This is a genomic window from Proteus sp. TJ1640, assembly GCF_003144445.1.
GTDB lineage: Bacteria > Pseudomonadota > Gammaproteobacteria > Enterobacterales > Enterobacteriaceae > Proteus > Proteus penneri.
On record NZ_PENY01000021.1, the window covers coordinates 390,184 to 413,865 of the forward strand.

At 40.7% G+C, this 23,682-nt stretch carries 19 protein-coding genes; 16 read left to right on the forward strand and 3 right to left on the reverse strand.

Features of this window, described 5'->3' with window-relative positions; all coding sequences use genetic code 11:
- The 10 genes from nuoE to nuoN are packed head-to-tail and all read left to right on the forward strand — an operon-like array spanning position 1 to position 11,929.
- Positions 1-546: an NADH-quinone oxidoreductase subunit NuoE gene (nuoE, locus tag DK861_RS09280; RefSeq protein ID WP_006533305.1), complete on the forward strand. Its 546-nt coding sequence runs from the start codon at positions 1-3 to the stop codon at positions 544-546.
- Positions 543-1,907 (forward strand): NADH-quinone oxidoreductase subunit NuoF, encoded by a 1,365-nt coding sequence (gene nuoF, locus DK861_RS09285; RefSeq protein ID WP_072063177.1) that lies wholly within the window; start codon positions 543-545, stop codon positions 1,905-1,907. The genes nuoE and nuoF overlap by 4 nt, the downstream gene beginning before the upstream one ends.
- A 53-nt stretch (positions 1,908-1,960) precedes the next feature.
- Positions 1,961-4,693: an NADH-quinone oxidoreductase subunit NuoG gene (gene nuoG, locus DK861_RS09290; protein WP_072063176.1), complete on the forward strand. Its 2,733-nt coding sequence runs from the start codon at positions 1,961-1,963 to the stop codon at positions 4,691-4,693.
- Entirely contained in the window at positions 4,693-5,670 is a 978-nt protein-coding gene (nuoH, locus tag DK861_RS09295; RefSeq protein ID WP_006533300.1) for an NADH-quinone oxidoreductase subunit NuoH, read from the forward strand. Before nuoG ends, nuoH begins: the two co-directional genes overlap by 1 nt.
- 14 nt (positions 5,671-5,684) lie before the next feature.
- Entirely contained in the window at positions 5,685-6,227 is a 543-nt protein-coding gene (nuoI, locus tag DK861_RS09300) for an NADH-quinone oxidoreductase subunit NuoI (protein WP_006533299.1), read from the forward strand.
- Between the two features lie 12 nt (positions 6,228-6,239).
- Positions 6,240-6,773, forward strand: coding sequence for an NADH-quinone oxidoreductase subunit J (gene nuoJ / locus DK861_RS09305; protein WP_072063175.1), 534 nt, complete (start codon positions 6,240-6,242; stop codon positions 6,771-6,773).
- Entirely contained in the window at positions 6,770-7,072 is a 303-nt protein-coding gene (gene nuoK / locus DK861_RS09310) for an NADH-quinone oxidoreductase subunit NuoK (RefSeq protein WP_023581731.1), read from the forward strand. The genes nuoJ and nuoK overlap by 4 nt, the downstream gene beginning before the upstream one ends.
- Complete coding sequence (gene nuoL, locus DK861_RS09315; protein WP_006533297.1) at positions 7,069-8,904, forward strand: NADH-quinone oxidoreductase subunit L; 1,836 nt, start codon at positions 7,069-7,071, stop codon at positions 8,902-8,904. The genes nuoK and nuoL overlap by 4 nt, the downstream gene beginning before the upstream one ends.
- Before the next feature lie 19 nt (positions 8,905-8,923).
- Complete coding sequence (nuoM, locus tag DK861_RS09320; protein ID WP_109399896.1) at positions 8,924-10,453, forward strand: NADH-quinone oxidoreductase subunit M; 1,530 nt, start codon at positions 8,924-8,926, stop codon at positions 10,451-10,453.
- Between the two features lie 6 nt (positions 10,454-10,459).
- Positions 10,460-11,929 carry an NADH-quinone oxidoreductase subunit NuoN gene (nuoN, locus tag DK861_RS09325; RefSeq protein ID WP_109399897.1) on the forward strand — a complete coding sequence of 490 codons (1,470 nt, stop codon included), beginning with the start codon at positions 10,460-10,462 and terminating at the stop codon, positions 11,927-11,929.
- A 74-nt stretch (positions 11,930-12,003) separates the two neighbouring features.
- Here nuoN and DK861_RS09330 read toward each other — a convergent pair whose 3' ends face one another.
- Both DK861_RS09330 and DK861_RS09335 read right to left on the reverse strand, forming a co-directional pair.
- Entirely contained in the window at positions 12,004-13,032 is a 1,029-nt protein-coding gene (locus DK861_RS09330; protein WP_109399898.1) for an alpha-xenorhabdolysin family binary toxin subunit B, read from the reverse strand.
- Between the two features lie 15 nt (positions 13,033-13,047).
- A complete protein-coding gene (locus tag DK861_RS09335) occupies positions 13,048-14,262 on the reverse strand; it encodes an alpha-xenorhabdolysin family binary toxin subunit A (RefSeq protein WP_109399899.1) in 1,215 nt (404 codons plus the stop codon).
- A gap of 211 nt (positions 14,263-14,473) precedes the next feature.
- Here DK861_RS09335 and menF point away from each other — a divergent pair, with 211 nt between their 5' ends.
- The 6 genes from menF (at position 14,474) to menE (ending at position 21,842) form a co-directional block, all read left to right on the forward strand.
- Positions 14,474-15,805: an isochorismate synthase MenF gene (menF, locus tag DK861_RS09340; protein WP_109399900.1), complete on the forward strand. Its 1,332-nt coding sequence runs from the start codon at positions 14,474-14,476 to the stop codon at positions 15,803-15,805.
- Positions 15,806-16,149: 344 nt separating this feature from the next.
- On the forward strand, positions 16,150-17,844 hold the full coding sequence (gene menD / locus DK861_RS09345; RefSeq protein WP_109399901.1) for a 2-succinyl-5-enolpyruvyl-6-hydroxy-3-cyclohexene-1-carboxylic-acid synthase: 1,695 nt from the start codon (positions 16,150-16,152) through the stop codon (positions 17,842-17,844).
- The gene (menH, locus tag DK861_RS09350; RefSeq protein ID WP_109399902.1) at positions 17,819-18,586 is read left to right on the forward strand and encodes a 2-succinyl-6-hydroxy-2,4-cyclohexadiene-1-carboxylate synthase; all 768 of its coding nucleotides are present in this window, start codon (positions 17,819-17,821) and stop codon (positions 18,584-18,586) included. Before menD ends, menH begins: the two co-directional genes overlap by 26 nt.
- Before the next feature lie 12 nt (positions 18,587-18,598).
- On the forward strand, positions 18,599-19,456 hold the full coding sequence (gene menB, locus DK861_RS09355; protein ID WP_023581739.1) for a 1,4-dihydroxy-2-naphthoyl-CoA synthase: 858 nt from the start codon (positions 18,599-18,601) through the stop codon (positions 19,454-19,456).
- Positions 19,456-20,427 (forward strand): o-succinylbenzoate synthase, encoded by a 972-nt coding sequence (menC, locus tag DK861_RS09360; protein WP_109399903.1) that lies wholly within the window; start codon positions 19,456-19,458, stop codon positions 20,425-20,427. Before menB ends, menC begins: the two co-directional genes overlap by 1 nt.
- Positions 20,415-21,842, forward strand: a complete 1,428-nt coding sequence (gene menE / locus DK861_RS09365) for an o-succinylbenzoate--CoA ligase (protein WP_109399904.1) — start codon at positions 20,415-20,417, stop codon at positions 21,840-21,842. The genes menC and menE overlap by 13 nt, the downstream gene beginning before the upstream one ends.
- Positions 21,843-21,959: 117 nt before the next feature.
- On the opposite strand, the gene DK861_RS09370 is transcribed toward menE, so the two are convergent.
- The gene (locus DK861_RS09370; RefSeq protein ID WP_109399905.1) at positions 21,960-23,414 is read right to left on the reverse strand and encodes a catalase; all 1,455 of its coding nucleotides are present in this window, start codon (positions 23,412-23,414) and stop codon (positions 21,960-21,962) included.
- Between the last annotated feature and the right edge of the window lie 268 nt (positions 23,415-23,682).

Below are 23,682 nucleotides of genomic sequence, written 5' to 3' on the forward strand. Positions count from 1 at the left end.
ATGCAAAATGAATTAAACCAAAAAGATGATGCAGTGCAGATCGAAATCGTTGATGTAACACATTCAAAGAAAGCAACGTTTGTTTTAACTGAAGAAGAACGTGCTGAAATTGAACAAGAAAAACATCACTACGAAGATCCGCGAGCAGCCTCTATTGAAGCACTGAAAATTGTGCAAAAGAACCGCGGTTGGGTGGAAGACGGCGCGATTTATGCGATTGCGGATGTTCTTGGGATCCCTGCAAGCGATGTTGAAGGCGTTGCTACGTTCTATAGCCAAATTTTCCGCCAACCCGTTGGCCGTCACATTATTCGTTTTTGTGACAGCGTGGTTTGTCATATTACAGGTTATCAAGGCATTCAAGCAGCAATTGAAAAGCATCTTAATATTATCCCTGGTCAAACAACACCAGATGGTCGCTTTACATTACTGCCAACCTGCTGTTTAGGTAATTGTGATAAAGGTCCTACCATGATGGTAGATGACGATACTCACAGCTTTGTTAAACCTGAAGAGATTGAAACGTTACTGGAGCAGTATCCATGACAGCAATTTCAGGAGCAAAACCGATTATTCGTAGCGCAGAAACGCATCCGCTAACGTGGCGCTTACGCGATGATCGTCAGCCTGTATGGCTGGATGAATACCGTGCTAAAAACGGTTATAAAGCGGCAGAAAAAGCATTAAAAGGGATGTCTCCGACTGAGGTGACTACTGAAGTTAAAGATGCTGGCCTAAAAGGTCGTGGTGGTGCTGGATTCTCAACAGGCTTGAAATGGAGCCTGATGCCAAAAGATGAAAGCATGAATATCCGTTACATCCTTTGTAATGCAGATGAAATGGAGCCGGGTACTTATAAAGACCGTCTCTTAATGGAAGAACTTCCACATCTATTAATTGAAGGGATGATTATCGGCGCTCACGCACTAAAAGCTTACCGTGGTTATATTTTCCTTCGTGGCGAATATATTGAAGCGGCTAAGCATTTACGCCATGCCATTGAGGAAGCAAAAGCAGCGGGTTTCCTTGGTAAAAATATCTTCGGTTCAGGAATTGACTTTGAACTGTTTGTTCATACAGGTGCTGGTCGTTACATCTGTGGTGAAGAGACGGCATTAATCAACTCCTTAGAAGGTCGTCGTGCTAACCCGCGCTCTAAACCACCATTCCCTGCAACATCAGGTGCATGGGGTAAACCAACCTGTGTCAATAACGTTGAAACACTGTGTAACGTGCCCGCGATTATTGAACATGGCAAAGATTGGTACATCGGCTTAAGTGAAGGCAAAAGCCCAGACGCGGGTACTAAATTAATGGGATTCTCTGGTCGTGTGAAATTTCCGGGCTTATGGGAATTACCATTTGGTACAACCGCGCGTGAGATCCTTGAAGATTACGCAGGCGGTATGCGTGATGGTCTTAAGCTGAAAGCATGGCAACCGGGTGGTGCAGGTACTGATTTCTTAACAGAAGATCACCTCGATCTCCCAATGGATTTTGGCACGATTGCAAAAGCAGGTAGCCGTTTAGGCACAGCGCTTGCGATGGCAGTAGATAATGAAATTAATATGGTTTCATTAACTCGCAACTTAGAAGAGTTCTTTGCGCGTGAATCTTGTGGCTGGTGTACACCTTGCCGTGATGGCTTGCCATGGAGTGTCGAAATCTTACGTGCGATAGAAAACGGTAAAGGTCGCCCTGGTGATATTGAAACCCTTGAGCATTTATGTCGTTCTTTAAGTCCAGGACACACATTCTGTGCTCACGCACCGGGTGCGGTAGAACCTTTACAAAGCGCCATTAAATATTTCCGTGAAGAATTTGAAGCGGGCATTATTCAAGAAGATTATACAAATGCCAACTTAATCAGAGGTATTCAGCCTAACTTGCTGAAAAGCCGCTGGTAATTTTTCACGACACATTCTAGGTTTAACGCCTGCTGTGCAGGCCTTTGGGAAGCATGCTGACTATGGCTACGATTCATGTAGACGGCAAAGAATATGAAGTTAACGGGGCTGATAACCTGTTAGAAGCCTGTCTTAATTTAGGCTTAGATATTCCTTATTTTTGCTGGCACCCAGCGCTGGGAAGCGTTGGCGCTTGCCGCCAGTGTGCGGTTAAGCAGTATCAAAATGCTGAGGATACCCGCGGTCGTTTAGTGATGTCTTGTATGACACCAGCGACTGATGGCACGTTTATTTCTATTGATGACGAAGAAGCGAAGAAATTCCGCGAAAGCGTTGTTGAATGGTATATGACAAACCATCCTCATGACTGTCCAGTTTGTGAAGAAGGGGGTAACTGCCACCTTCAAGATATGACGGTAATGACAGGTCACACTATGCGTCGCTATCGCTTTACCAAGCGTACACATAGAAATCAAGATCTGGGACCGTTTATTTCTCATGAAATGAACCGTTGTATTGCTTGTTACCGCTGTGTTCGTTACTACAAAGACTATGCCGATGGTACTGATCTTGGTGTCTTTGGTGCGCATAACAACGTTTTCTTTGGACGTGTTGAAGATGGCACATTAGAGAGCGAATTCTCGGGTAACTTAGTCGAAATTTGTCCGACGGGTGTATTTACTGATAAAACTCACTCATCACGTTATAACCGTAAGTGGGATATGCAGTTTGCACCAAGTATTTGCCAAGGTTGTAGCATGGGCTGTAACACAAGCCCGGGTGAACGCTATGGTGAATTACGTCGTATTGAAAACCGTTATAACGGGACTGTAAACCGCTATTTCCTCTGTGACCGTGGTCGTTTTGGCTATGGCTATGTGAACTTAGCAAGCAGACCTCGTCAGCCTAAAAAACGTTTAGGTAGTAACTGGTTAGAAATTAGTGCAGTTCAAGCGACTCAAGCCGCTGCGGATATGCTGAAGAAAAGTCAGCGTATCGTGGGTATTGGTTCGCCTCGTGCAAGCATTGAAAGTAACTTTGCATTACGTGAAGTTGTGGGTGCTGAAAACTTCTATAGTGGTATCTCTGCATCAGAGCAGAAACGTTTGACATTAATGTTAGAGATTTTACAAAAAGGTGGTGTTCATACTCCATCTCTACGTGAAATTGAAGATTACGATGCGGTTTTAGTGTTAGGTGAAGATTTAACGCAAACTGGTGCTCGTATGGCATTGTCTGTACGTCAAGCGGTGAAAGGTAAAGCGCGTGAAATGGCTGCGGCTCAAAAAGTCGCTGACTGGCAAATTGCTGCGATTATGAATATCGGGCAACGTGCGAAATATCCGCTGTTTGTGACTCATGTTGATGAAACCCGTCTTGATGATGTTGCTGCATGGAGTTATCGCGCCCCGGTTGTTGATCAAGCACGCTTAGGATTTGCAATTGCCAATAACATTAACGGTGAAGCACCTGCGGTTGATGGTATCGATGACGCGCTGAATAAACATATCGAGATGGTTGTTCAAGCACTTTCTCAAGCGAAAAAACCATTAATTATCAGTGGTAGTCATGCAGGTAGTGAAGACGTTATTAAAGCTGCTGCCAACATTGCGTTTGCATTAAAAGCAAAAGGCAATGAAGTGGGACTTTCTTTCGTTGCTGATGATGCAAACAGCATGGGGCTAGCCATGATCAACGCTCAGCCACTTGATGATGCTTTAAAAATCATGCGCAGTGGTCAAGCCGACACCGTTGTTGTTATGGAAAACGATTTATATCGCCATTACGATGCTGATGTTATTGATGATGCGATTGCTAAAGTCGATAACGTTATTGTTATCGACCACCAGCAAACAGATATTATGGCAAAAGCACATCTAGTTCTCCCTGCGTCTTCATTCGCTGAAAGCGATGGGACAATGGTGAGCCAAGAGGGAAGAGCACAGCGTTATTTCCAAGTTTTTGAACCTTCTTTCTATAACAAAGAAGTGGTGATGCATGAAAGCTGGCGTTGGTTAAGTGCAGTTGATTCACAATGGCATGAAAGAACGCTGGATTGGACACAGTTAGACAATGTGATTGAGCATTGTGCAACCAGTCTTCCTCAGTTTGCTGGCATTGTTGATGCCGCTCCGAATGCATCATTCCGTATTCGCGGTCAAAAATTGGCGCGTGAACCCCATCGTTACAGTGGTCGTACTTCCATGTTGGCGAATGTGTCTGTTCATGAACAGCGTCAACCAAAAGATATCGACACACCATTTGCGTTCTCAATGGAAGGTAATAACAGCCCAACCGCACCTCGTCAGCAAATTCCATTTGCATGGGCACCGGGTTGGAACTCACCTCAAGCATGGAATAAATTCCAAGCCGAAGTGGGTGGCAGCTTACGCTTTGGCGATCCGGGTGTGCGCTTAATCGAATGTGGTGATAATACACTTGGCTACTTTACTGATATTCCTGCGCCATTTAATGCACAGAAAAATCAATGGACTGTCGCACCTTGCTACCGTTTATTTGGTAGTGAAGAATTATCACAACGTGCAGAAGTTATCCAATCTCGTATGGAAACGGCTTATTTAACATTGAGCGAATCTGATGCACAAGCATTAGCGTTAACTCAGGGTCAGCAAGCCATGTTTACTTACGAAGGTCGTGAATTCACCTTACCTGTGAAAATCAGTGCTCACCTAACTCAAGGTCAAATCGGCTTGCCGTTAGGTATGGCAGGTATTTCTCCATCGCTGGTGGGTGTATCGGTTCGTCAACTGCGGGGTATTGCATAATGAGCTGGTTATCTCCTGAAGTTACAGAGATTTTACTCACTGTTCTAAAAGCCGTGGTGATCTTGCTTGTCGTGGTCACCTGTGGTGCTTTTATGAGTATGGGGGAACGCCGTTTACTGGGGTTATTTCAAAACCGTTATGGGCCTAACCGTGTAGGTTATGCAGGTTCAGCACAGCTAATTGCGGATATGATCAAAATGTTCTTTAAAGAGGACTGGATCCCAAAATTTGCTGACCGCTTTATCTTCACCATAGCACCAGTAATTGCGTTTTCATCTTTATTGCTGTCATTTGCCATTGTACCGGTTAGCTCAACATGGGTTGTTGCTGACTTAAATATCGGTATTTTATTCTTCTTGATGGTTGCGGGTATCGCGGTGTATGCCGTGTTATTTGCGGGTTGGTCAAGTAACAATAAATACTCATTGTTAGGTGCAATGCGTGCATCAGCACAAACCGTAAGCTATGAAGTGTTCTTAGGACTTTCAATCTTAGGGGTTGTTGCTCAAGCAGGCTCTTTTAACTTGACAGATATTGTGAATTCACAAGCGAATATGTGGAATGTTATCCCACAATTCTTCGGCTTTATTACGTTTGCAATTGCTGGCGTTGCTGTTTGTCACCGTCATCCATTTGACCAACCAGAAGCAGAACAAGAGCTTGCTGATGGTTATCACATTGAATATTCCGGTATGAAATTCGGTTTGTTCTTTGTCGGTGAATATATCGGGATCGTTGCAGTATCAGGTCTTATCGTGACGTTATTCTTTGGTGGTTGGCAAGGTCCTTTCTTACCGTCATTCATTTGGTTTGCACTGAAAACAGGATTTTTCATGATGATGTTCATCCTTATTCGTGCTTCGTTACCGCGTCCGCGTTACGACCAAGTGATGTCTTTTGGTTGGAAAATTTGCTTACCGTTAACTCTTATCAATCTGCTGGTAACTGCTGCAGTGATACTTTACAACGCTCAATAAGGGGTGATTGAACCATGACTTTAAAAGAGTTATTGACTGGTTTCGGCACCCAGGTACGAAGCATTTGGATGATTGGCTTACACGCCTTCGCCAAACGTGAAACACAGATGTACCCGGAAGAACCTGTCAACGTTGCACCACGCTACCGTGGACGTATTGTATTGACGCGTGATCCCGATGGTGAAGAACGCTGTGTTGCTTGTAACTTGTGTGCGGCAGTTTGTCCAGTTGGCTGTATTTCATTACAGAAAGCAGAACATGAAGATGGTCGTTGGTATCCGGAATTTTTCCGTATCAACTTTTCTCGCTGTATTTTCTGCGGTTTATGTGAAGAAGCTTGCCCAACAACGGCGTTGCAATTGACGCCTGACTTTGAAATGGGTGAGTTTAAGCGTCAGGATCTGGTTTATGAAAAAGACGATCTGTTGATTTCTGGACCCGGCAAATATCCTGAATATAACTTTTACCGTAAAACAGGTATGGCGATTAACGGCAAAGACAAAGGTGATGCAGATGATGAAGCTAAACCTATCGATGTCAAAAGCCTGTTACCGTAAGGAGCGATATTCATGGAATTTGCATTTTACATCGCGGGGCTGATTGCCATCCTTGCAACATTGAGAGTGATCACTCATACCAATCCAGTACACGCATTGTTGTACTTAGTGATTTCATTGATTGCCCTCTCTGTGGTTTTCTTCTCGCTGGGCGCCTATTTCGCAGGTGCATTAGAAATCATCGTTTACGCTGGCGCCATTATGGTGTTGTTCGTTTTCGTGGTGATGATGCTTAATTTAGGTAAATCCGTCGTTGACCAAGAGAGAAAGTGGCTACAACCGAAGTTTTGGATTGGGCCTGCACTGTTATCTCTAATGCTATTAGTCGTGCTTATTTATGCAATTAGTAGTGTTACTCACGGTGAGATTACTGGAGAAATAATTGGTGCGAAAGAGGTCGGTATTAGCTTATTTGGGCCTTATATTCTGGCTGTTGAGTTAGCATCTGTTCTCTTATTGTCGGGGTTAATAGTTGCTTATCACATTGGTCGTGATCAGAGCCATGACGATCTCGTCGAAAACGAAAACGCAGGGGAGCAAAAATGATACCTCTTCAACATGGTTTGATCTTGGCGGCGGTACTGTTTGTGTTAGGTTTTACCTGTTTAGTACTTCGCCGCAACCTGTTGTTTATGTTGATCGGACTAGAAATTATGATTAATGCGGCTGCACTGGCATTTGTTGTCGGTGGTAGCTTTTGGGGTCAAACAGATGGTCAGATAATGTATATTCTGGCAATCAGCTTGGCGGCGGCAGAGGCAAGTATTGGTCTGGCATTGTTGTTACAGCTTCATAGACATCGCCAAAACATCAATATTGATACAGTCAGTGAGATGCGCGGATGAATATACTCTATTTAACCATTCTGCTACCACTGCTGGGATTTTTACTGCTCGCTTTCTCACGTGGTCGTTGGTCTGAAAACGTATCAGCATGGATTGGTACAGGTTCGGTTGGTTTATCGGCTTTAGTTGCACTTTGGGTTGGTATGGATTTCTTTGCCAATGGGCAAGAAACTCAAGTTCTGACTTTATGGAACTGGATGTCAGCAGGGAATTTTAATATTCCATTCACACTGGTTCTTGATGGTCTTTCATTAACCATGCTGGGTGTGATTACCGGTGTTGGCTTCCTGATTCATATGTATGCATCGTGGTATATGCGTGGAGAAGAAGGGTATTCTCGCTTCTTTGCTTATACCAACTTATTTATCGCCAGTATGGTTGTCTTAGTACTGGCTGATAACATGATGCTGATGTATATGGGTTGGGAAGGGGTTGGTCTATGTAGCTACCTGTTAATTGGTTTCTATTATAGCAATCCTGCTAATGGCGCAGCGGCGATGAAAGCGTTTATCGTAACGCGTATCGGTGATGTGTTCCTAGCTATCGGTATGTTTATCCTGTTTGACCAATTAGGTACATTGAGCTTCCGTGAAATGGCGGTACTTGCGCCTGAGCAATTAGCAGTAGGTTCAAGTGTTATTAATTGGGCAATGTTAATGGTATTAGGCGGTGCAGTAGGTAAATCAGCACAGCTTCCATTACAAACTTGGTTAGCCGATGCAATGGCAGGCCCAACACCTGTATCTGCATTAATTCACGCCGCAACCATGGTTACAGCGGGTGTGTACTTAGTGGCACGTAGCAACGCGCTATTCTTAATGGCACCAGAAGTGCTGGAATTAGTCGGTATTATCGGTGCGGTGACATTAGTGTTAGCGGGTTTTGCTGCCTTAGTACAAACAGATATTAAACGTATTCTTGCTTATTCAACCATGAGCCAAATTGGTTATATGTTCTTGGCTTTAGGCGCTCAAGCATGGGATGCGGCAATTTTCCACTTAATGACCCACGCTTTCTTTAAAGCGTTACTGTTCTTATCCGCAGGCTCTGTGATTATTGCCTGCCACCACGAACAAAATATCTTTAAGATGGGCGGGTTACGTAAGAAGATCCCATTTGTTTATGCTTGTTTCCTGATTGGTGGTGGCGCATTAGCGGCATTACCACTGTTAACAGCAGGGTTCTTCAGTAAAGATGAAATCTTATGGGGTGCGTACTCAAACGGGCATTTTAACTTAATGCTAGCAGGGTTAATTGGTGCGTTATTTACGTCTCTTTATACCTTCCGTTTGATTTTCATCGTATTCCATGGTGAAACCAAAACCGAAGCACACCAAGTTAAAGGGTTTACTCATACTTTCCCATTAGCGGTATTAGCACTGTTATCAACATTTATCGGTGCGTTAATCACTCAACCGTTAGGTGCTGTTTTCCCTGAAGGAAACGCATCGCACGATGGTAAGTATGTATTAGAAATTCTTTCTGGTGTGGTAGCGATTGTAGGCGTTGCCATTGCAGCATGGTTATACCTGAAACAGCGTCAATGTGTTGCTAAGGTTGCCAATACTCGTACCGGTCGTTTCTTCTCAACATGGTGGTTCCATGCTTGGGGATTTGATGCTCTGTATGAAGTGCTGTTTGTCAAACCTTATAAAGGGGCGGCGTGGCTTATCCAAAATGATCCTGTTAACCAATTCTTTAATTTATTCGGTTGCCTGCTTAAAGGTACCAATAAAGGATTAAGTTTCAGTGAGAATGGATTAACTCGTTGGTATGCGGCTTCTCTCGGTTTAGGTGCAGTGCTGGTTATCGCTCTGCTGCTTCTGGTTTAATTAAGGGACACATTGCGCCATGTTATTACCCTGGCTAATACTTATTCCCTTCATCGGTGGCCTGCTAAGTTGGCAGGCTGAACGAATCGGCTCGCAAGTTCCTCGCTGGGTTGCGTTGCTGACGATGGGATTAACACTCGTTATTTCTGTGCAACTTTGGTTGCAAGGCGATTATCAACTACTCAGTGCTGATGGAGCGCCACGCTGGACAGAGTATTACTTTGTACCGTGGATCCCTGCGTTAGGGATCAATATCCAGTTTGCACTTGATGGTATGTCATTGCTGATGGCTGTTTTGACCGCAATTTTAGGTATTTTAGCGGTGCTCTCTTCGTGGAGTGAAAACCAACCATCACAAGGTGCTTTCCATTTTAACCTGCTGTGGATCTTAGCAGGTGTAATGGGAGTATTTTTAGCAACGGACTTGTTCTTATTCTTCTTCTTTTGGGAAATGATGTTGATCCCAATGTATTTCCTGATTTCTTTATGGGGACACAAAGGAAGTAGTGATAAAGCACACGTCAGTGCAGCAACGAAATTCTTTATCTATACACAGGCAAGTGGCCTGTTAATGTTGCTGGCCATTATCGGTTTAGCGGTTGCTTTCTACCGTGAAACAGGTATTTGGACGTTTAGCTATGACACCTTATTACAAGCACACACCGTATTAGGTACTGAGCTACAATTTATCCTGATGCTAGGTTTCTTCGCTGCATTTGCGGTGAAAATGCCAATCGTTCCTGTTCATGGCTGGTTAGCCGATGCGCACGCAGAAGCACCAACCGCGGGTTCTGTTGACTTATCCGGTATTTTGTTAAAAACAGCGGCTTACGGTTTATTGCGTTTTAACTTACCACTGTTCCCAGAAGCGTCAGCGTTATTGGCACCTGTGGCGATGTGGTTAGGTTTAATTACCGTATTTTATGCAGCATTACTGGCATTTCGTCAGACAGATATCAAACGTCTTGCGGCTTACAGTAGTATTTCTCACATGGGCTTTATCGTAATTGCGATTTATGCTGGCTCTGTATTGGCTTATCAAGGTGCGATTATTCAAATGATCACCAATGGTTTGTCAGCAGCAGGTCTATTTATCATGTGTGGCATGCTGTATGAGCGTTTAGGTACGCGTGATATGAATCAAATGGGCGGATTGTGGAAAAGCATCCGTTTCTTACCTGCGTTTTCACTGTTCTTTGCGGTTGCCTCTTTAGGTATGCCAGGAACAGGTAACTTCGTCGGTGAGTTTATGATCCTATTTGGTACTTATGGCAACTTTAAGCTGATCACGATTATTTCGGTCTTTGGTTTAGTCTTTGCATCTGTTTATGCACTATGGATGATGCAGCAGGCTTACTACGGTTCACCGAAAACAGCTGAAAGAACCTATAAAGGGTTGGATCTGAGAGAATTCTTTATCCTGATCACCTTGGTTGTTTTACTGGTTATTCTGGGCTTCTTCCCACAACCTGTATTAGACACCTCGGCATCAGCGATGGAAAATCTCCAGACTTGGTATTCCGCTTCTATTTCAACAGTAAGGCCGTAATTCGCCATGACAATAACTCCTGAACAATTGATCGCAATGCTACCGCTATTAATCGTCGGATTGACGGTGGTGGTTGTGATGCTGTCCATTGCGTGGCGACGCGATCATTTCACTATTGCCACTTTGACAGCAACAGGTTTCATCATTGCGCTGGGATCACTCTATTACGTTAATGCATTAGGTGTAGTGGACGTTACCACGCTTTACCATGTTGATGGATACTCTAGTTTCTTTACTGCACTAGTTATTCTTTCGGGTATTGGTACTATCGCTTTTGCTTATCCTTGGTTAGAAGGCTATCAAGATAACAAAGAAGAGTTTTACATGCTGATTGCGATTGCGGTGATTGGAGGGATTTTACTCTCTTCAGCCCACCACTTCGCATCGATGTTTATTGGTATTGAATTACTGACATTACCGCTGTTTGGTCTTATCGGTTATGCATTCCAACAACGTCCATCACTGGAAGCGGGTATTAAATATATGCTGCTTTCGGCAGCAGCATCTTCTTTCTTACTGTTTGGTATGGCACTGCTCTATGCAGAAGCAGGGGATCTCTCCTTTACTGCGATGGGACAAAGTTTAAGTGATAGCAATATCCATAAACCATTAGTACTTGCAGGTTTAGGGATGATGTTGGTGGGAATTGGATTTAAATTATCTTTATTCCCATTCCAACTGTGGACACCTGATGTTTACCAAGGTGCGCCAGCACCAACGGGGGCATTCTTAGCCACTGCAAGTAAGATTGGTATTTTTGCAGTTGTGATGCGTTTATTCCTTGAAGCACCCGCTGCGGATAGTGAAACCTTACGAATGATCTTAGGTTTCATGGCAATTGCCTCTATCTTGTTTGGTAACATTATGGCGTTAACGCAAAAGAGCGTGAAGCGCTTACTGGGTTACTCTTCAGTATCGCACCTTGGTTATCTGCTAGTGGCATTAATTGTATTGCAATACAGTCCTGTGCTGGCGCAAGAAACGGCTGAAATTTATTTAGCTGGTTACTTGTTTGCAAGCTTAGGGGCGTTTGGTGCTATTGCAATAGCTTCAAGTCCTTATCGTGAAAGCGAAATGGATTCACTAGAAGATTACCGTGGATTATTCTGGCGCCGTCCTGTCGTTGCTGTGGTGATGTCACTCATGATGTTATCGCTGGCAGGTGTACCAATTACATTAGGTTTTATTGGTAAACTTTATGTCATTATTGCAGGTATTAACTCAAGCTTATGGTGGTTAACAGGTATGGTCGTGTTAGGTAGTGCGATAGGTTTATTCTACTACCTACGCGCAGCCGCGATTGTCTTCTTACGTAAACCAGACAATGACAATACACCGGTGGTTGCAACCACATCACAAAATATGGCGACATTTGTTGCATTAATCTGCGTTATTGTTGTGATTGCTTTAGGTGTATGGCCACAACCATTAATTGAACTAACGAATTTCGCGATTATTGCACCAGTAGCAAATTAATCGTAATAGTGAGATATTCAAACTAAGAGCGGCTCTTTTATAGAGCCGTTTTTTTTCGTTATTATTAATGTTTTTTATTTTTCAACCTCTTCATAATATAAAGAAAAACTATCTAAGAATGAAAATATAGGAATAATAATATCTTTATTTAATAAATTATTATTTTTTAGTGTGTGTATTTGCAAAATAATTTCTTTCCAATATTCAGATAAAAACTCTAACTGTTTAATCAAGATATGAAGAAAATAATCAATATCAACGAGTTTGTAATGATGTTTTAAATTTAAAAGTGTATTTTGCTGTTCTTTTTTTAACTGATGAATTTTTTTTATTTGTGCCAAATAAAGTGTAGTAAGCTGATGTCGAGTTTCGACTATTTTGGTATAAGAAAAACCATAATCTAATGTAGAAAACAAATTGTTTAATATTTTTACTAGGGAAGATAAAATATTTTTTTCTTGCTTTTCAATATTGAGATTATTAATTTCTGATAGTTGAGGTATCGAATTTTTAAAAAGGTCGAAAAAATTTTTTTTATGTAAAATATCTTCGCTATCACGTATAATATCAAGTTCTTTTTTAGTTTCCTCTGATTGATGTTCTAAATTGATAATTTCACTTGTAAGTTTTTTTATATTATTTTCTTTGTCATGAATGAAAGGGGTTATTTTAGTTGTGATAAATTTGTTTTTTAATTCATTAATTTCAAATAAAAGATACTGGTTGTGTTGATTAATAGAATTTATTGTTTCATCTATTTCATCAAAAAATATTTTTAATATTTCATTTTTTTCTTCTTTTAATTTATTCTTTAATTCATTATTAATTTTTTCGTCCTGTATTCCTCTATCAATTTCATTAACCGTTTCTAAGATATCATTAAATAAAATTTGTCTTAGCCTATTTTTTATATTGAGAGAAAAGTAAATAATATTTTCAATGTTCTTATTGTTTCTTTCTAAAAGCTGTGTTGTTTCTTCTTCTAGTGTACTATCCATATAGCCTTTACTACTACTTAAATAAAAAATATTTTTGTATGCATGAAATAATTTACTATGTTCAAAGAGGTGATTTAATCTAATGGGATTTTCATGATTGTTCATAACAATATCCTTTTGTTAGCTATTTGATGAATAAAACGTAGAAAGCGCATTATCAAAAGAGAGCAAGATCTCCTTTGAGTAACCAATAACCATGTACCAAGGTGTGATGATTTTCTCAAGATAAATACTAAATTTTATCAACTCTAACGCATTGTTAATTTTATTAAAGTTAGTTATTGAAGCTTCTATCTCTGTTAATATCGCCTGCCATACATACTCAATATGCTCTAAAGCCATATTTGTATCTTCAATAAATTGTTCGATTTCTGATAATTCAATATAAAGTGTATTTAAATGCAAAGACAAACCAGCATAGACATCGATCTTTATATTGATTGTTTTTACTTTTTCAATGAGCTCATTTTTCTTTTTACGAATGACTTCGGCTTTTGCACCAAATATTCCTCCTGTAATAATGACACCAATAATACCTACGGCGAGTCCCGTAAAAGCAAGGCCAACATAGTGTTTATATTCATCTTTTAATTGTGAAATTTCCTCAATCAATAAATCTCGTTCTTCTATAAGAGAATTGTTATTCTCAGTATAAAACTCATTAATAAATCGTTTTTTATTCAGAATTTCATGATAGATAGAAGGGTGAGCGACATTTTGACTGTCTTTTCCACCTATTATTTTACTTCTAAATGTCGATAAACTATCTTTTATTTTAATGGTTTTATTTCGTTCATTCTCAATATCTTCTTTCATACTTTCTAAAATATGAATAAGTTGTGTTGCGACTTCTTTATCTTGAGATTTATATTGGATACTTTTTAACTCTTGTTCAGAAAGATCTTCTATAACAGAGGATATTTTTGTTAATAAAGGCATTTGATTGATAAATGCAATGATATTTTCACCTGTAGAAGTGATTTCTCTACCCATTATTTCTAAATCAATTGCTTGTTGCTTAATACTATATTCTATTTTATTCCAATCAAAAGCGTGTTCTCGTATTTTGATAAAAAGAGAGAGAATATTATCAGGTGAGAGTTGTGATTCATCTATTTCACTATAATGAATGAATTTGATGACATCATCTATTTTGTAAGGAAGCGAAAGTGCTTTATTAATATAAGACTTTATTTTTATTAAATCATGAGAAGTAACAATACCAGGTAGTCGTCCATCTTCAATATCTACACCTAATATTAACCCCAAAGCAACCTTAGGAATATCGGACGTCTCAATGATCTTATCGATGTGTTCAAAGGCGGTTGTATCCATATAACCTCACTTATGTATAAAATTTTTTATCTTTACCACTTTATCTAATGACGATTTGTTGGTTATTTTAGAAGTGCGAGTTAATGCTTCTACTTTGTAACATAAAAAATACAAAACTTTGATAAATGACAAAGGTTATAATTAATCAGCCCTTTGATAATTTGTATAGAGACGTATAATCACCTTTTTAATTTTGTTGTGGGTATTGGTAGTGAAAAAGATTAATCCTGTGTTTTCGACACTGTACGAAAAAGTGAAAAATATAAATCTGACAGCACAAGGTAATCTTTTACATTTGAAAGTCACCTTGCCATCAGAGGTCTCATTTTCATTGCTCTCATGGCTTGCTGCTCAGGTGTATTATCCGCAATTTTACTGGCAGCACCGCGATGAGAGTGAAGAAGTGGCAGCATGTGGGCAATTATGTTGCTTCAATCATATTGAAGAGGCTCGCCAATTTTTAGCAACTCACCAGTCTGATATAAATATTGATGATGTGCGTATTTGGGGCTTAAATGCGTGGGATACCATTATTCCTGGTCGCATTGACAAAATAAAAGGCGATGATGCTTACCTTTTTTTACCTCGCATTGAGATCAGACGCCACCAGCAACAACTTTCTGTTCATCTAAATATGTTGGATGCAGATGATAAGCAAAATACATTAGATTTTCTGCAAACATTAAACCAAGCCGTAGAGATTGAACCGCTTTCTGTTTCTGTCACTCATGTTAATCACTCTTTAACGCAAGAGCAGTGGACTCACTATCTCAATATCGCCTTAGATGAGATTAACCAAGGTTTATTTGAAAAAGTTGTCCCTGCTAGAGCAACTTGTTTAACATTGGATAACCCGCTTAAAGCGATCCAGTTTATGAAAGCCAGTCGTGATGTTAATCATCATTGTTATCACTATATGCTGGCATTTTCATCTTCAGATGCATTTATGGGGTCAACACCAGAAAGATTATATAAACGTGATGAGTTGATGCTTTACACAGAGGCGTTGGCGGGGACTGTGGCGAGTTCTGACAACGAACAGCAAGCCACTCAATTTGCAGATTGGCTGATGAATGATAAAAAGAATCAGCATGAAAATCTCGTTGTGGTCGATGATATTTGTCAGCGATTACAAGGCGGTGTAGAAGGTATCGATGTTTCACCCGCAGATGTTATCCGATTGCGTAAAGTGCAGCATCTTCGTCGCTATATACATGGTAAGTTAATTCACTCTGATGATATCGATTGCTTAAAACGATTGCAGCCAACGGCTGCTGTATGTGGATTACCAAGAAGTGTTGCACGTGCTTTTATTCGTCAACATGAACCTTTTGAGCGTCGTTGGTATGCAGGTTCTGCGGGGTATTTATCGCTTCCTCATGCCGAATTTGCAGTAAGTTTGCGTTGTGGTGAATTGCATGATGATGCTTTAACTTTATACGCTGGTGCAGGTGTCGTTGCAGGATCTGATCCTCAGCAAGAGTGGACTGAAATAGAAAATAAAGCAGCGGGTCTACGAACATTGTTGGAAAAAGAGAGTTAATTCTTACAGATAATCCCAGTTTAAATAATATTAGTGTAATCATCAAAATTTGATGAGTAGTTTTTTATGTCAGTTATTTAGTGCTACTCTTTAAATAACCAGTGCTAATTGTTAATTAATTGATGCTATCCTTTAGAACACTAACGCTATTTATTCCTATTCTTAACGATAAAAAAGAGCTCATTGAAAATAGAGTGGATGATTAGCCTAAATAATGCACTTTTTGAGTGTTTTTTTAACGATTTATTTAACGAAAACTTCTGTTCATTGAACTAGGCTAAGGAAAAGTATTTAGTAACAGATATTATAATAGCAATTGCAGGTTTTCGTTGTTGGGATGATCAATGTCTAATAGTTCGTTTAATCGCCAATGGGCTAAAGTTATACTCGAAACTTTGACTCGTCATGGCTTGCGCCATATCTGTATTGCCCCCGGATCTCGTTCGACCCCTTTAACACTAGCGGCGGCTGCCAATCAAAAATTAGTTTGCCATACGCATTTTGATGAACGTGGGCTTGGTCATTTAGCCTTGGGGTTGGCAAAAGCAACCAAAGAACCCGTTGCGGTGATTGTAACTTCGGGGACAGCCGTTGCGAATTTATACCCAGCCTTGATTGAAGCGGGATTAACGGGTGAACGTGTTATCTTTTTAACCGCAGATAGGCCGCCTGAATTAATTGATTGTGGTGCAAACCAAGCGATTCGACAGCAAGGTATTTTTGCAACGCATCCTTCACAAACCCTCTCTTTACCAAGACCAACAGCAGATATTTCCGCGAGTTGGTTAGTTTCTACCCTTGATAATGCCATGAATACGTTGGTACATGGTGCATTACACGTTAATTGTCCTTTTGCAGAACCTTTATATGGTGATGATGTTGAAACATCGACACCATGGACTGATGTTTTAGGAGATTGGTGGCAAAGTGATAAACCGTGGCTACAAGAAACTCTTTTTAACGCAGTTTCAACACATCCGCAATGGAATGAGTTACGCCAGAAAAAAGGTGTTGTGATCGCAGGGCGTATTAGCCCAGAAGAAGGTGTTGAAGTCGCAAAATGGGCATCACAATTAGGTTGGCCTTTATTAGGTGATGTATTATCCCAAACAGGGCAACCACTACCTTGTGCCGATTTATGGTTGAATAACCCTCAAATAACATCAGAATTAAATCAAGCTGAAATCGTTATTCAATTTGGTTCAAGCTTAACAGGTAAACGTTTATTGCAATGGCAAGTGGGATGTTCTCCCAACGCTTATTGGATTGTTGACCCTATTCCGGGACGTTTAGATCCCGGTCATCATCGAGGTGAGAAATTTACATTATCACCTATGCAGTGGTTAATGGCACATCCTGCGGTTGATAATTCACCGTGGACTGATGCATTAACTCATATAGCCAAACAAACCTATCAAAAAGTCAGTGAAATAACCGATTATTTTGGTGAAGCACAGGTTGCTCACCAATTAGATAAATTACTTCCTAATGATGGGCAATTATTTGTTGGCAATAGTCTGATAGTACGATTAATCGATGCATTTGCTCAGTTACCACAAGGGTATCCTGTGATGAGCAATCGAGGAGCAAGTGGTATTGATGGCTTAATTTCAACATCTGCAGGTGTTCACCGTGCGACAGAAAAGCCAACATTAACAATTTTGGGTGATTTATCGGCACTGTATGACCTAAATAGTTTAGCGTTACATCAACAAGTTTATGCACCTAATGTTATTATCGTAGTGAATAATAACGGTGGGCAAATATTTTCTATGTTACCCACGCCAGAGACAGAGCGAGAACGCTTTTACTGTATGCCTCATTCACTAAATTTCAAACACGCAGCCGCAATGTTTGGTTTGCATTATGTATCACCAACAAGTTGGGATGCACTGTTAACGACTGTTCAGGAGTGCTGGACAGGGGCGCCAATAACGACATTAATTGAATTAATTGTTGATGATACTGATGGCGCAAAAACATTAAATCAGTTGGTAAAACAGGTAACATCTCATGACTTTAGCATGTCAGCGATATAATACCCATAATGAAGGGCCTTGGTTAGTTTGGTTGCATGGGCTATTAGGTGAAGGTTGTGAATGGGAGCCTGTCATTCAGGCTTGCCATGAATATCCATCACTTGTGATTGATTTGCCTCGTCATGGTGGTTCTGCATCTATCAGCGCGAAAGACTTTGTTGAAGTGAGTACATTGCTAACAGACACTCTAAAAGAGCAAGGTATTGATCACTATTGGTTAATTGGTTACTCGTTAGGTGGCCGGATCTCGATGTATCATGCATGTTTTGGTGATACTGCAGGATTAATGGGATTGATTGTAGAAGGTGGTAACCCAGGTTTAAATGATGCAACAGAAAGACAAAGTCGCATTGCACATGATAAACGTTGGGCTGAGCGTTTTCGTAATGAACCTATTAGTGATGTATTAACACAATGGTATCAACAACCCGTATTTGCTGATTTAAGTGATGAAAAACGTCAATTACTGATTGAGAAGCGTCGCCATAATAGCGGGGCGTGCATTGCTGAAAGCCTTGAGACACTTTCTTTGGGCTATCAACCGTGGTTGGTGACTAAATTACAGCAACTCACATTGCCGTTTATTTGGCTTTGTGGTGAAAAAGATAATAAATTTCAATCTATTGCGCAGCGGTATTCGCTGCCATTAACGACTATCCCGCATGCTGGACATAATGCACATCAGGCACAGCCAGCGGCTTATGCTGCGGTGATAAATCATGTTTTATCCCTCTTTGGTTAAAGGAACCTAATTATGCTTTACCCGAGCGAAGAAAAATTATATGCACCGATTGAATGGCAGGATTGCTCTGAAGGTTTTGAAGATATCCTCTATCATAAATCAGTCGATGGCATTGCAAAAATTACGATTAACCGCCCGCAAGTGCGTAATGCTTTCCGTCCTTTGACAGTGAAAGAGATGATCCAAGCATTAGCTGATGCACGTTACGATGACACCATTGGTACTATCATTTTAACGGGGGCAGGTGAAAAAGCATTCTGCGCTGGTGGTGACCAAAAAATTCGTGGAGACTACGGCGGATATCGTGATGAGAGCGGTACACATCATCTAAACGTGTTGGATTTCCAACGCCAAATCCGTACTTGTCCGAAGCCTGTTGTGGCCATGGTCGCCGGTTATTCTATCGGTGGTGGTCATGTGCTTCATATGATGTGTGACTTAACTATCGCTGCTGAAAACGCTATTTTTGGTCAAACTGGCCCTAAAGTGGGTTCTTTCGATGGTGGTTGGGGTGCATCTTATATGGCGCGTATTGTTGGCCAAAAGAAAGCACGCGAAATCTGGTTCTTATGTCGTCAATATGATGCGAAAGAAGCATTAGAGATGGGCTTGGTTAATACCGTTGTTCCTTATGCAGATCTTGAAAAAGAAACCGTTCGTTGGTGTCGTGAAATGCTGGAAAACAGCCCAATGGCATTACGTTGCTTGAAAGCAGCATTAAATGCGGATTGTGATGGTCAAGCTGGCCTGCAAGAATTAGCGGGTAATGCAACTATGCTGTTCTATATGACTGATGAAGGTCAAGAAGGTCGCAACGCCTTTAATGAAAAACGTCAACCTGATTTCACTCGATTTAAACGTAACCCATAATGAGAAACGCCAAACTCTATTCATTCAGCCTACCTGTAGATGCAGGCGTTGTTCTGCGCTATCAAAGGCTAAAAACGCGTGATGGTTTTCTTGTCTGTTTAGAGCAAAATGGCAAACAAGGATGGGGTGAAATTTCACCTCTTCCTGAGTTTAGCCGTGAAACTTTAGAACAAGCACAAGAAGCTGCACAATCTTGGTTAACAGCTTGGTGTGCGGGTGAAAACCCAGAACACAGTGAACTGCCAAGCGTGGCTTTTGGTATTAGCTGCGCATTAGCAGAGCTTGATGATACGTTGCCACAAGATGCAAATTATCGTGCCGCACCTTTATGTAATGGCGATCCTGATGATTTGATTTTAAGCCTTAATGATATGGAAGGTGAAAAAGTCGCTAAAATCAAAGTGGGCTTATATGAAGCTGTGCGTGATGGGATAGTCGTTAATCTGTTATTAGAAGCTATTCCTGACTTAAAACTCAGACTCGATGCCAATCGAAGTTGGACACCAGCCAAAGCAGAAGGCTTTGCGAAGTATGTTAATCCGCAATGGCGTGATCGCATTGCATTCTTAGAAGAGCCTTGCAAAACACCAGAAGAGTCACTGGCTTTTTCTCAAGCAACAGGAATTAATATTGCTTGGGATGAAACAGTACGAGATGACGGGTTTGAAGTAAAACCACAACCTGGTGTCACTACTATTGTGATAAAACCTACACTGGTGGGAAGCCTTGAACGTTGTCGCTCTTTAGTTGAGCAAGCACATGCTTTAGGGCTTGATGCTATTATTAGTTCAAGCATTGAGAGTAGCTTCGGGCTGACTCAATTAGCAAGAATTGCACAATGGTTAACGCCTAATAGCATTCCAGGACTGGATACCATTGATTTAATTAAGCAACAGCTTATTCGTCCTTGGCCAGATGTGGATATTCCGCTTATCTCTCTTGAACAGCTAGAGACTGTATGGCAACAGTAGTTCAATTTAAACAATGGCCGTGGCATCACTGGGCACAATTTAGCCCAAATGAAACGGCCATCATTTCAGGCAATTCGCCTATTACATGGCAACAATTAAGCTGTCATATTAATCAGTTAGCTAACCATTTTATGGAACAAGGTGTTAATACACAAAGCACTGTGCTGTTGCGTGGAAAAAATCACCTCAATCTTATTTTTGCCTTACTGGCTGCTTTTCAATGTGGTGCTAAGGTTTTACCTTTAAATCCACAGCTTCCAAAATCTTTACTTGATGAATTATTGCCTCACTTATGTATTGATTTTTATGCTGATTTGAGTGATTCACCGCTAGATTTAAAGGCGACATTGCTTGATTTTAGTGGTATTGAGCTAAGTAACACGTCATGTCAATATAAAACTCAAACCGTAAATGATGTTCTATGGGAGCCATCTCGTATGGCAACACTTATTTTGACATCAGGCTCATCAGGTTTACCCAAAGCTGCGGTACATACCTTTGATGCTCATCTTCGCAGTGCAATGGGTGTTTTGTCATTAATGCGTTTGGAAAAAGGTGATAGCTGGTTACTTTCTTTGCCTCTATTTCATGTTTCAGGGCAAGGTATAGTTTGGCGCTGGTTATTACGTGGAGCAACGCTGGTGGTGCGTGAAATGCACCCATTTGTGGATGCGTTGCAGGGTTGTACTCATGCCTCTTTAGTTCCCACACAACTATGGCGTTTCTTACAAAATAGAGTGCAGCAAGATAATCAACAACCTATTACTTTAAAATCTGTTTTATTAGGGGGAGCCATGATCCCTATTGAGCTAACGCAAGCAGCAGAACATTGGGGAATTCAATGCTGGTGTGGTTATGGCATGACAGAAATGGCATCAACGGTTTGTGCGAAACGTGCAGATGGTAAAGCAGGAGTAGGGCTTCCACTACAAGGCAAAGACGTTAGGTTGATAGCAGATGAACTCCAGATAATGTCTGATAGCGTTGCTTTAGGTTATTGGTTTGATGGTAAATTAAAACCGTTATCACTTACAGCTGATGGGTGGTATTCAACACGAGATAAAGGCGGTTTTATCGCCGGTGAATGGTGTGTTTTAGGGCGATTAGATAATCTTTTTTTTAGTGCGGGTGAGGGTATTCAGCCAGAAGATATTGAGAAAATACTCAATACACACCCTAGTGTAAGCCAATCTTTTGTTGTTCCTATTGATGATGCAGAATTTGGGCAACGTCCAGTCGCAGTTGTCGATAGTGATATTGAAATAATCAATCAGTTACCGCAGTGGTATCATTCGCGTTTAGCTGGATTTCAACGACCTGTTGCTTGTTTACAACTCCCTGAAAACCTTAAAAATGGTGGAATTAAAATCTCCCGCAAACAAGTGCAAGAATGGGTGAAAGGGCAGTTCATTTAGTTGATATGCTAAATCAAGACGAGGTAAGCGCATAGATTTTTTCTGGACGAGAAAAAAGACGCCCGAAGGCGTCTTTTGTTTTTTGCCGAGTTGCTCACAAGGCTTTTTATTATACCGTTATTTAGCGTCTTTTTTTGCTAACGCTTTTATTGCTTTTTCAACGCCTGCGCCATATTCAGGATGGACTTTCTTAAATAGGGCAATTTGACGTTTTTGTGTATCTTTACTTGCCTGCACTAATTCGCCTGCAATACGAGCAAACATGCGTTGATGCTCTTCATCACTCAGTAATTCATACAGTGCACGAGGTTGACTGAAGTAGTCTTCATCTTCGCGATGGTTCCAGTGATCTGCCGCACCTTCAATTGATAATGGTGGCTCTTTAAAATTAGGCTGTTCTTGGAACATACCGCCGCTATTTGGCTCGTAAGTAATACCGCTACCACTATTACCATCAACACGCATTGCACCATCACGATGGTAATTATGGAACGGACATTTTGGTGCATTAACTGGGATCTGATGATGGTTAACACCTAAACGATAACGATGTGCGTCACCGTAAGAGAATAGACGACCTTGTAGCATCTTATCTGGGGAGAAACCAATACCTGGAACAATGTTAGCGGGGCTAAATGCCGCTTGCTCTACATCAGAGAAATAGTTTTCAGGGTTACGATTTAACTCGAAATAGCCTACATCGATTAATGGGTAATCAGCATGAGGCCAAACTTTAGTTAAATCAAAAGGATTATAAGGGACTTTTGATGCTTCTTTTTCTGGCATTACTTGGATTTGTAAATTCCAGCGAGGGAAATCACCACGTTCAATCGCATCAAATAAATCACGTTGTGAGCTTTCTCTATCTTTACCTACCAGTGCTTCAGCTTCATCATCCATCAGATTTTTAATGCCTTGCTGGCAACGGAAGTGAAATTTAACCCAGAAACGCTCATTATCTTTATTAATAAAGCTATAAGTATGGCTACCAAAACCGTGAATAAAACGATAGCTTTGTGGTAAACCGCGGTCGCTCATATCAATGGTTAATTGGTGTAATGATTCTGGTAAATGAGAAAAGAAATCCCATTTGTATGCCATATTGCGTAGGTTAGTTTTAGGATCACGTTTTACAATGTGGTTTAAGTCTGGAAATTTCAGCGCATCACGAAGGTAGAAAACAGGGGTGTTGTTACCCACCATATCCCAGTTACCTTCTTCAGTATAAAATTTTAACGCAAAACCACGAATATCACGTTCGGCGTCTGCGGCACCTCTTTCACCAGCCACTGTTGAGAAGCGGGCAAACATTTCTGTTTTTTTACCCACTTTAGAGAAAATTTTAGCACGAGTATATTTTGTAATATCGTGAGTGACTTTAAATGTACCAAAAGCACCAGAGCCTTTTGCGTGCATACGTCTTTCTGGGATAACTTCACGATCAAAGTGAGCTAGTTTTTCTAAAAACCAGACATCTTGAAGTAACATCGGACCACGAGGGCCTGCTGTCATCGAGTTATTATTGTCTACGACAGGTGCGCCTGACGCCGTTGTTAGCTTTTTCTTTTCCATCACATATCTCCAGTTTATGAAATAGTAAACGTTCTAAAAAAACAGCACGTGTGAATAAAACGAAGCGAGCAGCCTTATACTTATTATGGTTAATATTGACTGTATTTCCACTTTAGCAATATTGAACTCATTAATAAAACCAATTAGACCAATAATATTGATAGACGTAACTTATTTACATAGATTGATAATTCTACAGATTATCTTTCAATTTTGACTCAAGTTGTTTAATAAATTTATTGTATAATTATATATTGGGACAATTATT